General features: G+C 73.5%; 15 protein-coding genes. 10 read left to right on the top strand and 5 right to left on the bottom strand.

Features of this window, described 5'->3' with window-relative positions; translation table 11 throughout:
• Window position 1 precedes the first annotated feature (1 nt).
• A complete protein-coding gene (locus ACFRU2_RS21215) occupies window positions 2-1657 on the bottom strand; it encodes an FAD-binding dehydrogenase (RefSeq protein WP_382974220.1) in 1656 nt (551 codons plus the stop codon).
• An 82-nt stretch (window positions 1658-1739) separates the two neighbouring features.
• On the opposite strand from ACFRU2_RS21215, the gene ACFRU2_RS21210 reads away from it, so the two are divergent.
• From ACFRU2_RS21210 to ACFRU2_RS21175, 8 genes are all read left to right on the top strand, one after another.
• The gene (locus ACFRU2_RS21210; RefSeq protein ID WP_382974218.1) at window positions 1740-2285 is read left to right on the top strand and encodes an NUDIX domain-containing protein; all 546 of its coding nucleotides are present in this window, start codon (window positions 1740-1742) and stop codon (window positions 2283-2285) included.
• A 9-nt stretch (window positions 2286-2294) separates the two neighbouring features.
• Complete coding sequence (locus ACFRU2_RS21205) at window positions 2295-2693, top strand: YidH family protein (protein WP_266959025.1); 399 nt, start codon at window positions 2295-2297, stop codon at window positions 2691-2693.
• Complete coding sequence (locus tag ACFRU2_RS21200) at window positions 2690-3022, top strand: DUF202 domain-containing protein (protein ID WP_382974216.1); 333 nt, start codon at window positions 2690-2692, stop codon at window positions 3020-3022. The genes ACFRU2_RS21205 and ACFRU2_RS21200 overlap by 4 nt, the downstream gene beginning before the upstream one ends.
• Before the next feature lie 92 nt (window positions 3023-3114).
• Window positions 3115-3417, top strand: coding sequence for a hypothetical protein (locus ACFRU2_RS21195; protein WP_250740323.1), 303 nt, complete (start codon window positions 3115-3117; stop codon window positions 3415-3417).
• A 112-nt stretch (window positions 3418-3529) separates the two neighbouring features.
• On the top strand, window positions 3530-4441 hold the full coding sequence (locus ACFRU2_RS21190) for an MBL fold metallo-hydrolase (protein WP_382974214.1): 912 nt from the start codon (window positions 3530-3532) through the stop codon (window positions 4439-4441).
• A gap of 138 nt (window positions 4442-4579) precedes the next feature.
• On the top strand, window positions 4580-5632 hold the full coding sequence (locus tag ACFRU2_RS21185; RefSeq protein ID WP_382974212.1) for a phosphotransferase family protein: 1053 nt from the start codon (window positions 4580-4582) through the stop codon (window positions 5630-5632).
• A gap of 10 nt (window positions 5633-5642) precedes the next feature.
• A complete protein-coding gene (locus tag ACFRU2_RS21180) occupies window positions 5643-6863 on the top strand; it encodes an acyl-CoA dehydrogenase family protein (protein WP_375953541.1) in 1221 nt (406 codons plus the stop codon).
• Window positions 6864-7108: 245 nt separating this feature from the next.
• The gene (locus ACFRU2_RS21175) at window positions 7109-7735 is read left to right on the top strand and encodes an acetate uptake transporter (RefSeq protein WP_382974210.1); all 627 of its coding nucleotides are present in this window, start codon (window positions 7109-7111) and stop codon (window positions 7733-7735) included.
• On the opposite strand, the gene ACFRU2_RS21170 is transcribed toward ACFRU2_RS21175, so the two are convergent.
• A complete protein-coding gene (locus ACFRU2_RS21170) occupies window positions 7732-8130 on the bottom strand; it encodes a MerR family transcriptional regulator (protein WP_382974209.1) in 399 nt (132 codons plus the stop codon). The genes ACFRU2_RS21175 and ACFRU2_RS21170 overlap by 4 nt on opposite strands.
• A 62-nt stretch (window positions 8131-8192) precedes the next feature.
• Here ACFRU2_RS21170 and ACFRU2_RS21165 point away from each other — a divergent pair, with 62 nt between their 5' ends.
• Window positions 8193-9371: an alkene reductase gene (locus tag ACFRU2_RS21165; protein ID WP_382974207.1), complete on the top strand. Its 1179-nt coding sequence runs from the start codon at window positions 8193-8195 to the stop codon at window positions 9369-9371.
• Here the strand turns inward: ACFRU2_RS21165 and ACFRU2_RS21160 are convergent.
• The 3 genes from ACFRU2_RS21160 to ACFRU2_RS21150 form a co-directional block, all read right to left on the bottom strand.
• On the bottom strand, window positions 9310-9918 hold the full coding sequence (locus tag ACFRU2_RS21160) for a TetR/AcrR family transcriptional regulator (protein ID WP_382974206.1): 609 nt from the start codon (window positions 9916-9918) through the stop codon (window positions 9310-9312). The genes ACFRU2_RS21165 and ACFRU2_RS21160 overlap by 62 nt on opposite strands.
• 62 nt (window positions 9919-9980) lie before the next feature.
• The gene (locus ACFRU2_RS21155) at window positions 9981-11708 is read right to left on the bottom strand and encodes a class I adenylate-forming enzyme family protein (protein ID WP_382974637.1); all 1728 of its coding nucleotides are present in this window, start codon (window positions 11706-11708) and stop codon (window positions 9981-9983) included.
• A gap of 170 nt (window positions 11709-11878) precedes the next feature.
• Complete coding sequence (locus ACFRU2_RS21150) at window positions 11879-12643, bottom strand: SDR family oxidoreductase (protein WP_382974203.1); 765 nt, start codon at window positions 12641-12643, stop codon at window positions 11879-11881.
• 123 nt (window positions 12644-12766) lie between these two features.
• On the opposite strand from ACFRU2_RS21150, the gene ACFRU2_RS21145 reads away from it, so the two are divergent.
• Window positions 12767-14062, top strand: a complete 1296-nt coding sequence (locus ACFRU2_RS21145) for an exo-beta-N-acetylmuramidase NamZ domain-containing protein (RefSeq protein ID WP_382974201.1) — start codon at window positions 12767-12769, stop codon at window positions 14060-14062.
• The last annotated feature ends 44 nt before the right edge of the window (window positions 14063-14106 follow it).

The raw sequence follows: 14106 nt of genomic DNA, 5'->3' as shown, positions 1-14106 counted from the left end.
GTCAGGAGACGGCCTCGGCCGCCGCGCGGCCGGCCGCGCGGCCCGAGAAGATGCAGCCGCCGAGGAAGGTGCCCTCCAGGGCCCGGTAGCCGTGGACGCCGCCGCCGCCGAAGCCGGCGGCCTCGCCCGCCGCGTAGAGGCCCGGGAGGGGTTCTCCGGTGGCGGTCAGGACCCGGGAGGAGAGGTCGGTCTCCAGGCCGCCGAGGGACTTGCGGGTCAGGATCGAGAGTCTGACGGCGATCAGCGGGCCCGCCGCGGGGTCCAGGATCCGGTGCGGGGCGGCGGTGCGGATCAGCTTGTCGCCGAGGTACTTGCGGGCGCCGTGGATCGCCGTGACCTGGAGGTCCTTGGTGAAGGGGTTGGCGATCTCCCGGTCGCGGGCCACGATCTCGCGGCGGACCGTCTCCTCGTCGAGGAGTCCGTCCTTGGTGATCGCGTTCATGCCGCGCACCAGCGCGGAGAGGTCCTTCTCGACCACGAAGTCGGCGCCGTTGTCCATGAAGGCCTTCACCGGGCCCGGGACGGCCTGGCGCGCCCGGTCGATGACCCCGCGGACCGACTTGCCCGTCAGGTCCGGGTTCTGCTCGGACCCGGAGAGCCCGAACTCCTTGCCGATGATGCGCTGGTTGAGGACGAACCACGTGTGGTCGTGCCCGGTCTTCATGATGTGGTCGAGCGTGCCGAGGGTGTCGAAGCCCGGGAACAGCGGTACGGGCAGCCGCTTGCCGGTGGCGTCCAGCCAGAGGGAGGACGGGCCGGGCAGGATGCGGATGCCGTGCCGGGACCAGATCGGGTTCCAGTTCTCGATGCCCTCGGTGTAGTGCCACATCCGGTCCTTGTTGATGTGGCTGGCGCCCGCCCCTTCCGCGATGCCGAGCATCAGTCCGTCCACGTGGGCCGGGACCCCGGAGAGCATCCGCGCGGGAGGGGTGCCGAGGCGGGCGGGCCACTGGGCCCGTACGAGGTCGTGGTTGCCGCCGATGCCGCCGCTGGTCACGATCACGGCCTGGGCCCGCAGGGAGAACTCCCCGGTGGCCTCGCGGCCGCTCGCGGTGCCGCGTACGGCGTCCGAGGGGGCCAGGACCTCGCCGGTCACGGTGTCGAGGGTGCCCGCCGTACGGGAGAGCCCGGTGACCCGGTGGCGGAACTTCAGCTGGACCAGCCCCCGGGCCACCCCGGCCCGTACCCGGCGCTCGAAGGGCTCCACGAGGCCGGGGCCGGTGCCCCAGGTGATGTGGAAGCGGGGGACGGAGTTGCCGTGGCCGTTGGCGTCGTAGCCGCCGCGCTCCGCCCAGCCGACGACGGGGAAGAAGCGGACGCCCTGGGCGTGCAGCCAGGGGCGCTTCTCGCCGGCCGCGAAGTCCACGTAGGCCTCGGCCCAGCGGCGCGGCCAGGCGTCCTCCTCGCGGTCGAAGCCGGCGGTGCCGGACCAGTCCTGGAGGGCCAGCTCGCGGGTGTCCTTGATCCGCATGCGGCGCTGTTCGGGCGAGTCGACGAAGAACAGGCCGCCGAAGGACCAGTGGGCCTGGCCGCCGAGGGACTGTTCGGGCTCCTGGTCGAGCAGGATGACCTTGCGGCCGGCGTCGACGAGCTCGGCGGTGGCCACGAGGCCCGCGAGCCCGGCCCCGATCACGATCACGTCTGCGTCGTACGTCATGTGGAACCCGTCCTCCGTCGATGGTGGGGCGATCCTTTGCTACGGAGCGGTAACCAGTCAACAGGAGCGGAGAGATCACGGCATGAGCGCGGCCGACGAGGTACTGGACGTGGTGGACCGGGAGGACCGGGTGACGGGGCGCGCGCCGCGGGGCGAGGTGTACGCGGCCGGGCTGATCCACCGCTGCGTGTTCGTGCTGGCGCGGGACGGGGAGGGGCGGATCTTCACGCACCGGCGGACGGATTCGAAGCTGGTCTTCCCCTCGTTCTACGACATGTTCGTGGGCGGGGTGGTCGGCGCCGGCGAGAGCTACGCCGAGGCGGCCCTGCGGGAGGCGGAGGAGGAGCTGGGGGTGGCGGGGCTGGGGCAGCCCGAGCCGCTGTTCAAGTTCCTGTACGAGGGCCCGGGCGGTGCCTGGTGGAGCCACGTGCACGAGGTCCGCTGCGAGCTGCCGGTCCGGCCGCAGGCCTCGGAGGTGGCCTGGCACGCGTGGCTGCCCGAGGACGAGGTGGCGCGGCGGGTCGCGGACGGCTCCTGGCCGTGGGTGCCGGACGGGCTGGAGGCGTACCGCAGGCTGGTGGAGTTCCGCGGATCCGCTCCGGGGGCCGGTGGGGCGGGACGCCAGTAGATTGGGCGGGTGATCGACTTCGTCAAGGACGTGCGGCTGTGGTTCGCGCCGGCTCGGGTGAGGGACGAGGGCGAGACCCCCGACTACCGCTTCTCGCTGGCCAACGAGCGGACCTTCCTGGCCTGGATCAGGACCGCCCTGGCCCTGATCGGCGGCGGGTTCGCCGTGGACCAGTTCCTGCCCGACCTGCGGTGGGCGGTGCGCGTGGCGATGGCCTTCGCGCTGCTCGCGGTGGGCGCGGCCTGCTCGCTGCGCGCGGTGAACCACTGGGTGCGGTGCGAGCGGGCCATGCGGCGCGGCGAAGACCTGCCGATGTCCCGGTTCCCGGTGGTGCTGAGCCTGGGGGTCGGGCTGGTCGCGGTGGCGATGGTGGTGGTCGTCCTGCTCGGCTGGACGAAGGGGCGATGAGCGCCTCGGCCGACCGCGAGGGCCCTGGCGGCCGTGACGCGGGGCTGCAGCCGGAGCGGACCCGGCTCGCGTGGCGGCGTACGACCCTGTCCTGCGCGGTGGTGGCCGTACTGGCGCTGCGCCAGGTCCTGCACGGGTCCGGATCCCTGGTGGCGGCCGCCGGGTGCGCGGTGATCGCGCTGCTCTGGCTGGCCTTCATGGGGGTGGCGCACCGGCGGGTGCGGGAGCTGGCGGCGGCGCGGCCGGCCGGGCTCGCGGTGGGTGCGGCGCTGGCCGCGACGGCGTGCACGGTGGGCCTGGCCGTGTTCGCGATGACACTCATCGTGTGAGCCGACGAACCGATGGTCCGCCTTGTGACGCCACTCCGGCGCGTAGCGGACACAAGGGGCGAAGCGGGGTGTTCCGCACTAGCGTCGGCGTCATGACGACTCTGCACCAGGAACACCCCGCGCAGGAGCACGCCCACGCCCACGGGCCCGACTGCGGCCACCAGGCGGTCGAGCACGGCGACCACGTCGACTACGCGCACGACGGCCATCTGCACCGCGAGCACTCCGGACACTGGGACGAATGCGAGCCCTCCGGGCACGCGCCGCACACCGCGCACGAGCACGCCCACGGCGCGGACTGCGGCCACGGCTCGGTCCGGCACGGGGACCACGTCGACTACCTGCACGACGGGCACCGGCACGCGGAGCACGACGGACACTACGACGACCACTGACGGACGCTGACGGACGCCGACGACCGCCGACGTCCGAACTCCCCCTCCCCCCGGGCCCGCCGTGACTGGCAGGATGCCGAAGGCCCGTCACAGCAACCCGGGGAGAGCGCAGATGCCCGCCGAAGAGCCCTACGTCGTCCAGCCCGCGCCCGGGGTCTACGCCTACGTGCAGCCGGACGGCGGCTGGTGCCTCAACAACGCCGGTTTCGTGACCGGCGGCGGCCGGACCCTGCTGGTCGACACGGCGGCCACCGAGCGGCGGGCGCTGGCCCTGCGCGCGGCGGTGCTGGCCGCGGGGGCGCCGCTCCCCCGCACGGTGGTCAACACCCACCACCACGGCGACCACACCTACGGCAATGGCGTGTTCGCCCCGGAGGCGCTGGTCCTGGGGCACGAGAACGCGCGTTCCGAGCAGCTCGCCGCCGGGCGTCAGTTGGAGCTGATCTGGCCGGCGACCGACTTCGGCTCGCTGGACATCACCGCGCCCGATCTGACGTACGGCGACCGGATGACGCTGTACGTCGGGGAGACCGAGGTGCGGGTCCTCCACCCGGGCGTCGCGCACACCACGGGCGATTCCCTCGTGTGGCTGCCCGAGCAGCGGGTCGTCTTCACCGGTGACCTGGTCTTCGCGGAGGGCACGCCGTTCCTGGCGATGGGCTCGCTGGCCGGTTCGCTGCGGGCACTGGAGCTGCTGCGCTCGCTGGGCGCGGAGACGGTCGTACCGGGCCACGGCCCGCTGACGGATCCCGGTGCGTACGAGGCCACCGAGCGCTATCTGCGGTACGTGGCCGAGCTGGCCCGGGAGGGCCGCGCGAAGGGGCTGACCCCGCTGGAGACGGCCCGGCAGGCCGATCTCGGGGAGTTCGCCGGCTGGCGGGAGAGCGAGCGGCTGGTGGCCAACCTGCACCGGGCGTACGCGGAGCTGGCCGGGGAGCCCGAGGGGATCCCGCTGGACATCCTGGCGGTGCTGAAGGACATGACCGTGATGAACGGCGGGACGCCGATCCTCTGCCACGCCTGATCGCGGCGGCGGGCCGGGGGTGTCCCGTGGCCCGTCCCCGCTTCCTCTTCCCTCCGCCTACTGGACGGCATACCGACTGGTCGGCATGATGGGTCGCGTCCGTTCCGTCGTCGTCAACCCCGTACGGAGGCGCGCACCATGACCTCAGCCCCAGATCCGGCCCCGTCCGGCCCGCGAGGCCTTGACCTGGAACGGCTGCGCGGTCATCTCGACCGGGTGCTGCCGGGCCTCGTGGCCGGGCCGCTGACCGGCCGGCTGATCGAAGGCGGCCGCTCGAACCTCACGTACGAGGTGGGCGACGGGAGCTCCCGCTGGGTGGTGCGCCGGCCGCCGCTGGGGCACGTACTGGCCACCGCGCACGACATGCGGCGCGAGCACCGGGTCATCGCGGCGCTGCACGGCACCGCGGTGCCGGTGCCCGAGCCGCTGCTGCTGTGCGAGGACGAGGCGGTGCTGGGCGCGCCGTTCTACGTGATGGAGTACGTGGACGGGGTGCCGTTCCGGACGGCCGCCGAGCTCGCCGCGATCGGCCCCGAGCGGACCCGGCGGGCGGTGCTGGGCCTGGTGGACACCCTGGTCGACCTGCACGCCGTGGACCCGGAGGCGGTGGGCCTGGGCGATTTCGGGCGGCCCGAGGGCTTCCTGGACCGGCAGCTGCGCCGCTGGGGCAAGCAGCTCGCGGCGTCCCGGGGGCGGGAGCTCGCCGGGATCGACGAGCTGCACGGCGCCCTCGGGTGCGCCCTGCCCGACTCCCCCGCGCCCACGGTGGTGCACGGGGACTTCCGGCTGGACAACGTGCTGATCGGAGGCACCCCCTCCGGCACCGATGAGATCCGGGCGGTGCTGGACTGGGAGATGTCCACGCTCGGCGATCCGCTGACGGACCTCGGGCTGCTGGTGATGTACAGCTCCGACCTGGGGCTGACCGACTCCCCGGTCAGCACGACGAGCGCGGCCCCCGGCCACCCGGCTCCCGCCGAGCTGATCGAGCGGTACGCGGCCCGCTCGGGCCGGGACGTCTCGCAGGTCGCCTGGTACACGGCCTTCGCCTGGTTCAAGCTCGCGGTGATCCTCGAAGGCATCCACTACCGCTTCACGCTCGGGCAGACCGTCGGCGCGGGCTTCGACCGGATCGGCGAGCTGGTCCCGGTCTTCATCGAGCACGGTCTGACCACCCTTCAGGAAGGCTGAGGAACCCCCGATGGACTTCGCATTCGACGCCCGTACCGAGGAACTCCGAGGACGGCTCCTCGCGTTCATGGACGAGTACGTCTACCCGGCCGAAGCCGTCGCCGCCGAGCAGCGCGCGCGGCTGGCCTCGCCCTGGGACACCCCGGCCGTGTTCGGCGAGCTGAAGGCAGAGGCGCGCCGCCAGGGGCTGTGGAACCTCTTCTTGCCCGATGCCGAGTACGGCGCCGGGCTGACCAACCTCCAGTACGCCCCGCTCGCCGAGATCACCGGGCGCAGCCCGCACCTGGCGCCGACGGCGACGAACTGCGCGGCTCCGGACACCGGGAACATGGAGCTGCTCGCGCAGTTCGGCAACGAGGAGCAGAAGAAGCAGTGGCTGGAGCCGCTGCTGGCCGGGGAGATCCGGTCCGCGTTCGCGATGACCGAGCCGGAGGTGGCCTCCTCGGACGCCACGAACATCGAGACCCGGATCGAGCGTTCCGCGAGCGGCGACGAGTACGTGATCACGGGGCGCAAGTGGTTCATCTCCGGGGCGATGAACCCGGACTGCAAGGTCTTCATCGTGATGGGCAAGACCGATCCGGGGGGCGCCGACCCGCGCCGCCAGCAGTCCATGGTCCTGGTGCCCCGGGATGCTCCGGGGGTCGAGATCCGGCGTGCGATGACGGTGTACGGGTACGAGGACCACGACCACGGCGGTCATGCCGAGGTCGTCTTCGACGGGGCCCGGGTCCCGGCGGGGAACCTGATCGGCGAGGAGGGCGGCGGCTTCGCCATCGCCCAGGCCCGGCTCGGGCCGGGGCGGATCCACCACTGCATGCGGCTCATCGGCATGGCGGAGCGGGCCATCGAGCTGATGTGCCGGCGCGCGGTGGGACGTACCGCCTTCGGCAAGGAGCTGGCCGCGCAGGGCGTCGTACAGAACTGGATCGCGGACGCCCGGGTCACCGTGGAGCAGCTGCGGCTGCTGGTGCTGAAGACGGCCTGGCTGATGGACACGGCCGGCAACCGGGGCGCGCACACCGAGATCCAGGCCATCAAGATCGCGACCCCGCGGGCGGTGGTGCGGATCCTGGACGACGCGGTGCAGCTGCACGGCGCGGGCGGGGTGAGCCAGGACTTCCCGCTGGCCGAGCTGTGGGCGGCGGCGCGGACGCTGCGACTGGCGGACGGGCCGGACGAGGTGCACCAGCGCTCGCTGGCGCACCGGGAGCTCAAGCGCTACCGCTGAGTCCGGGGCGGGGGCAGGGGCGGTGGCGGGGTGCCCGGCCGCCCGGCCCGGGGCCCCCGCGCGGGCTCCGCGGGCGGGCTCCGCTGGCGAGTCGCTCAGCGCGGCCGCCGGGTGAGCCGGCCCGGCCGAGGCCCATCGGCGGGACCGGAAGGGGCCCTTCGGCCCGCCCCACACGGCCCGAAGTGGTCCAGACCAGCCCGAGATGTCCGATATCTTGGAGCGTCCCCCACTGAAAGTGCCCCGTCATGCCCAGCACCACCCTGGCCGCCCCCGCCACCGCACAGCAGGCCACGGCCACCCCCGCCGCCGCGCCGCAGGCCATGGCCAACCCCGGCCCGCTCGGCCTGGCGGCGTTCGCCCTCACCACCTTCGTGCTCAGCCTCTTCAACTCGGGGCTGATCTCGAACGCCGCGCTCAGCGCCGTCGTGCTGCCGCTGGCGCTGTTCTACGGCGGTCTCGCACAGTTCGTCGCGGGCGTGATGGAGTTCCGCCGCGGCAACACCTTCGGGACCACCGCGTTCGTCTCGTACGGCGCGTTCTGGATGTCCTTCGCCGGCTACGTGAAGTTCGTCGTCCCGACGCTGCCGGCCGACCAGGCGCACGTGGCGACCGGCTGGTTCCTCGTGGCCTGGTTCATCTTCACCGCGTACATGTCGATCGCCGCCATGAAGCTGGACGTCGCGCACCGCGTGCTGTTCGTCTCGCTGGCGCTGACCTTCCTGTTCCTCGCCCTCGGCGACCTGGCGCAGAGCACGGCACTGGGCCACACCGGCGGCTTCCTCGGCCTCTTCACCGCGGGCGTCGCCTGGTACGTCTCCTTCGCCGTGGTCGCCAAGGAGACCTGGGGCCGCAAGGTCGCACCGCTCGGCTAGGACGTCTCCACGGCCATCGGCCCGGCGGCGGACACGGTCCGGCCGGCCGCCGCGTCGATGACCTCGTCCAGCACCTCACGGGACCGGAGCAGATCGGCGATCAGCCGGTCGATCCGGTCCCGTTCCGTCGTCAGCTCGGCGACGAGCGCGGGCGTGGCCCGTACGTTCGGCCCACCGTCCGCATCGCGCATGCAGGGCAGGATCTGCCCGATCTTCGCGCTGTGCAGTCCGGCCGCGTAGAGCTCCTGGATCCGGATGACCCGGTCCACCGCCCGCTCGGTGTAGTCGCGGTGGCCGCCGGGCGTCCGGTCGGAGACCAGCAGTCCCTGGGTCTCGTAGTAGCGCAGCGAACGCTCGCTGACCCCGGTGCGCGCCGCCAACTCCCCGATCCTCATGTGCACTCCGTCCCGAGTCCCGACTTGAATCTGACATCAACGTCAGGTTTTACGGTACCGGCATGACGCAGACGCAGCAGGTCCCCACCTCATCCCCTCTCTTCCGGTCCGCCACCCTCGGCGGGCTCGAACTCCCCAACCGCCTGGTGATGGCGCCCCTGACCCGCCACCGGGCGGGCGCCGACGGAGTCCCCGGTCAGCTGATGGCCGTCCACTACGCCCAGCGCGCCTCGGCCGGTCTGATCATCGCCGAGGGCACCACGCCGAGCGCCGTCGGCAAGGCCTATCCACACATCCCCGGCATCCACACCGCGGAGCAGATCGCCGGCTGGCGCCGCGTCACCGACGCGGTGCGGGCGGGAACCGACGGACGGGGCGGCGGCGCGGCGATGTTCCTCCAGCTCGAACACGGCGGCCGGGTCGGTCACCCCGACACCAGCGGGCACGTCCCGCTCGCGCCCTCCGCCGTACGGCTCCCCGAGCAGCTGCACACCCCCGGCGGGCTGCGGGACGCCGCCACTCCGCGCGCCATGACGGCCGAGGACATCCGTGCCACCCTCGCCGACTTCAAGGCCGCGGCCCGCAATGCCGTGGAGGCCGGTTTCGCGGGGGTGGAGGTGCACGCCGCCAACGGCTTCCTGCCCCACCAGTTCCTGGCGCAGGGCACCAACCTGCGGACCGACGCGTGGGGCGGCCCGGTGGAGAACCGGATCCGGTTCACCGTCGAGGTGGTCCGGGCCGTCGCCGAAGCCATCGGCCGGGACCGGGTCGGCATCCGGATCTCGCCCGGAGTGACGGTCAACGGCATCGAGGAGGGCGACACCGAGGAGATCTACCCCGCGCTGCTGGCCGCCCTGGCGGAGATCGACCCGGTCTATCTCCACATCCTCTACGCCGGCGAGCAGCGGGACCGCTTCCAGGAGCACCGCAGGGCCTGGCCGGGCACGCTGATCGCCAACCAGCTGCTCTCCCGGGAGCAGTTCGCGGCCGACGGCGGCAAGGGCGTCGCCGAACGGCTCCTGGCCGAGGGCGCCGACCTGGTCTCGCTGGGCCGGGGCTTCCTCGCCAACCCCGACTTCGTGGAGCGGCTGCGCGTGAACGCCCCGCTCAACGAGATCCGCTCCGAGTTCCTGATGCACGTACAGGGGGCGGAGGGGTACAACGACTACCCCGCGCTCGCTACGGGCGCAGCGCCCGCATCAGCAGGTCCGCGAGGTGGTCGGCTACCTGCTGCGGCGTGAGCGGGCCGCCCTCGTGGTACCAGGTCGACAGGTGGTGGACGGAGCCGAAGTGGTAGTCCACCACCAGGTCGGCGGGGGTGGCGTCGGAGAAGACCCCGGTGCGCTGGCCCTCCTCGACCAGCGCCCGGAAGCGCTCGTGGTAGCGCCGGCGCTCCGCCCGGACCTGCTTGGACTTCTCCGGGCTCAGCTGGTGCATGGAGCGGAAGAAGATCGCCGCGTCGTCCAGGTTCTCGATCGTGGTGACCACCACGTCGGCGGCCGCGGCGCGCAGCCGCTCCTCCACCGGGGCGTCGGAATCGGCCACCGCGTCGAGCCGCTGCTGCTGGAGCCGCAGCATGCGCGCGTACACCTCGTGCAGCAGATCGTCCTTGGATCCGAAGTAGTGGTAGAGCGCGCCCTTGGTGACCCCGGCCGCCTCGACGATCTCCTGGACCGAGGTCCGGTCGTAGCCGCGTTCGGCAAACAGCCTGGTCGCGGCGGCGAGCAGCCGGCGCGGTACCGGGGCCTCGTGCGCCCCGACGGTCTCCGTCGTGGTCTTTGCGGCCATGGCTGTCGCCTCCCTTTCGTGGTCCTCGCGTGTGCGGGTCGTACGGACGTGGCCGGCCGTTTTCAGCCGTCGTCGCGTTCGCGCAGTTCCCGTCGCAGGATCTTGCCACTGGTCGTCTTCGGAAGGACAGGCAGGATCTCCACCCGGCGCGGGTATTTGTACGCGGCGAGGCGCTCGGCGCAGTACGCGGAGAGTTCCTCCGGGTCGGTTTCGGCCCCGGGGCGCAGGCTGACGTAGGCCTTCACGCTCTCCCCGCGGTAGGGGTCGGGGACGCCGACGACGGCCGCCTCGCGCACGGCGGGGTGGGTGTAGAGCACGTCCTCCACCTCGCGCGGCCAGACCTTGAAACCGGAGGCGTTGATCATGTCCTTCTTGCGGTCGACCACGTAGAGCCAGCCCTCGGGGTCCATGAAACCGACGTCTCCGGTGCGCAGTTCGCCGTCCGGGAAGGCCTTGGCGGTGTCCTCGGGCAGGCCCCAGTAGCCGGGGACGACCTGGGGTCCGCGTACGGCGATCTCCCCGGTCTCGCCGAAGGGGACCTCGGCGCCGCTCTCGTCAAGGATCCGTACGAGGGTGTCGGCGCCGGGCACGCCGACGGAGAGGGTGCCCGAGGCCGGGTCCACGGGGGCCTCGAGGTGGACGGGTACGGAGGCGCAGGGGGCGGTGCATTCGGTGAGGCCGTAGCCGTTGCGCAGGTAGAAGCCGTAGGCGGCGCGCAGGCGTTCGACCAGGGCGGGCGGCAGCGGGGCGCCGCCGGAGGAGACCACCCGGAACGAGGCGAAGTGGTCGCGGGTGGCCCCGGGGTGCGCGGCGAGCGCCATGAAGGCGGTGGCCGGGCCCACGGTGTAGGCGGGGCGGTGTTCGAGGAAGGCGTCGAGGACGGCTCCGGCGTCGAAGCGGTGGGCGAGGACCAGGGTGCCGGCGTTGGTGAAGCAGGCGGCGAGCTCGCACACCATGCCGGTGATGTGGAAGAGCGGGGCGAGCGCGAAGTAGCCGGACCCCTCGGGGAGGGGGTGGCCGGTCACCTGGCGGACGGCGTTGTGGGTGAGCGCGCCGTGCGGGTTCATGGCGCCCTTGGGGGTGCCGCTGGTGCCGGAGGTGTAGCTGATGAGGGCGGTGTCGGCGGCCGTGAGGTCCGGGTCGGGCGGGGCGGGGTGGCCCTGGCGGGCCACGGTGAGCAGGTCGGCGGGGCCTGCCCCGTGGGGCCCCGGTGCCCCGTCGGCGTGTCCGGCCTCGGCGGCTTGTCCGGCCCCGTCGGCGTGTCCGGACTCGTCGGCGAGCGGGTGCGCGCGGGGGGACCCGGGTGGGGCGGTGGCAGGCGCGGGGAAGACCCGGGGGTCGTTTCGGGTCTGGAAGTCCGTGTCGTGCGCCGTCAGGGCGACCCGTACGCCCGTCCCCCGTACCGTCTCGCCCAGGTACGCCTCCCAGGCGCGGGCCTCGCAGACCAGGGCGGTGGCCCCGGAGTCGCGCAGGATGTGGCCGACCTCGCCGGACTTGTACATGGGGTTGAGCGGGACCACGACCGCTCCGGCCTTCCAGGCGGCCAGGACGGCGAGCACGAAGTGCGGAGTGTTCTGGAGCATGACCGCGACCCGGTCCCCGCGGCGGGTGCCGTGGGCGGCGAGGTGGCCGGCGAGGGAGTCGGAGAGCGCGTCGGCCTCGGCGTAGGTCAGGCGGCCGTCGAAGTAGGCGAGGGCGGTGTGCCCGGGCGCGCGGGCGACGGCGGCGCGGAAGGCGTGCAGCACGCTGGGCGGGGGCGCGATCGGGGCCCGCTGGACCGGGCTGAGCAGGCCGAGCCAGGGCTTGGCGGCGTAGCGGGAGGCCGAGGCGGACGGGTCCGGGGAGGCCGAGGCGGACGGGTCCGAGGAGGCCTGGGCGGACGGGTCCGGGGCCGGGGCGGACCGGTCCGGGGCCGGGGCGGACCGGTCCCGCGACGGGTCCGGGGCCGGGGTGTGTGCGGTCACCGGGTCTCCCACGTGCGCTGGAGGTGGTTCATGCCGCTCAGCCAGCGGTCCGGGTCGGTGGCCCGGGCCGCGTAGTAGTCCGCGACCTCGGGGTGCGGGAGGATCAAGAACCGGCCCTTCTCCATGCCGTCGAACAGTGCGTCCGCGACCGCTTCCGGCTCGATCGCGGTCGGTGCGAGGACCAGCTCGCCCGCCGATCCGGCGGCGGTGAGCATGTCGGTCCGGACCCCCTGCGGGCAGATGGCGTGGACCTGGAGCCCGCGGTGGCGGTAGGTCAGCGAGAGCCATTCCGCGAAGGCGAGCGCGCCGTGCTTGGTGACACTGTACGGGGCCGCTCCGATCATGGTCAGCAGCCCGGCGGCCGAGACGGTGGACACGAACCGGCCGCTCCCGCGCTCCAGCCAGTCGGGCAGCAGCAGCCGGGCGGCGCGGACGTGGGCCATGACGTTGACGTCCCAGGCCGCCTCCCAGACGGCCTCCTCGGCGAAGGCGTCGCCGCCGGAGGCGAGGCCCGCGTTGGCGCAGTAGACGTCCACGGTGCCGCCGAGCGCCTCGCGGGCCTGCGCGGCCACGGCCGAGGCGTCGCCGGGCACCGCGACGGCACGATCGCCGATCGCGTCCGCGACCGCGGCGGCCTTGGCGGGGTCGAGGTCGTTGACCGCCACGGTCGCCCCCTCGGCGGCGAAGCGGTGGGCGAGGGCGGCTCCGATGCCGCCGCCCGCGCCGGTGACGACGACTCGCTGGTCCTGGAACGCGTTCACGGGTCCGCCCTTCGTGTGGTGGTGCCTCGATGTCTGCGCGGCCTGCTGGCGCCTGCCGGATCACGGGCAGACTAACCAGTCGGTATGTCCGGGTGGAAGGGTGCGGAGCCCTACTTTGGCGCGATGACACTGTCGCGACGCGGGTTGCTGGGTCTGGCCGGGGCGGCGGGCGCCGCGGGCGCCCTGGGGGCGGGAGCCCGGGAGACGGGAGCCCCGGGGGCCGGGGCCCGGTCCGGATCCGGCGCCGCGGGCGCCGCTGGCGGGCGGGTGCGGACCGGGTTCGAGCGGCTCGCCGCGGACGGGTACGCCGTACTGGCCGGTCAGCGGGTCGGCGTGGTCACCAACCCGACGGGGATCACCGCGGACGCCCGCCACCTGGTCGACGTGCTGCACGCGGACGAACGTGTGGACCTGGTCGCGGTGTTCGGCCCCGAGCACGGTTTCCGGGGCACGGCCCAGGCGGGCGGTTCGGAGGGGGCCGGGCGGGATCCGGCGACCGGGCTGCCCGTGTACGACACGTACGACAAGAGCGGGCAGCGGCTCGCGGACGTGTTCACGGCGGCCGGCGTCGACACCGTCGTCTTCGACATCCAGGACGTCGGCGCCCGCTTCTACACCTACATCTGGACCCTCTACGACTGCATGCGCGCGGCCGCCCTCGCCGGCAAGGCGGTGGTGGTGCTGGACCGGCCCAACCCGGTCGGCGGCCTGCGGGCGGCCGGACCCGTCCTGCAGCGCCCGTACGCGAGCTTCGTGGGCCGGGAGCCGATCGCGCTGGCGCACGGGATGACGGCGGGCGAGCTGGCCGGGCTCTTCGCGGGCGAGTTCCTCCGGGAGGCCGGCGCCGCCCCGCGGCTGGAGGCGGTGCGGATGGCCGGGTGGCGGCGGGAGTCCTTCTTCGAGGAGACCGGGCTGCCCTGGGTGCCGCCGAGCCCGAACATGCCGACGCCGGGCACGGCCCTGGCGTACGCCGGGACCTGCCTGTTCGAGGGGACGAACCTGTCGGAGGGGCGCGGCACCACCACCCCCTTCGAGCTGGTCGGCGCGGAGGGCGTCGACCGGAAGTGGGCGGAGGCGGCGAACGCCCTGGAGCTGCCCGGGGTCTGGTTCCGGGAGGCCTATTTCACGCCTTCCTTCTCCAAGTACGCCGGGAAGACCTGCGGCGGGGTCCGGCTGCTCGTCCACGACCGGGAGGCCTTCGATCCGGTACGGGCCGGCATCGGGCTGCTGGTCACCGCCCGGCAGGTGTGGAGCGGCTTCGCCTGGCGCTCCGACCAGTGGATCGACCGGCTGACGGGCTCGGACCGGGTCCGGCGGATGGTCGACGCGGGGGCGGGCGTGGAGGAGATCGCGGGCGACTGGGCTGCGGGGCTGGCGGGGTTCGCGGCGGCACGGGAGCAGTACCTGCTGTATCCGTGAACCGGTGGGTGCACAGGGGCTGGCCGGGCGGCCCGTTCCGCAGG

It is taken from the genome of Streptomyces sp. NPDC056883 (assembly GCF_042788835.1).
GTDB lineage: Bacteria > Actinomycetota > Actinomycetes > Streptomycetales > Streptomycetaceae > Streptomyces > Streptomyces stoeckheimensis.
The sequence above is the reverse complement of the archived record's forward strand: the minus strand, read 5'-3'. Positions and strand labels throughout refer to the sequence as shown.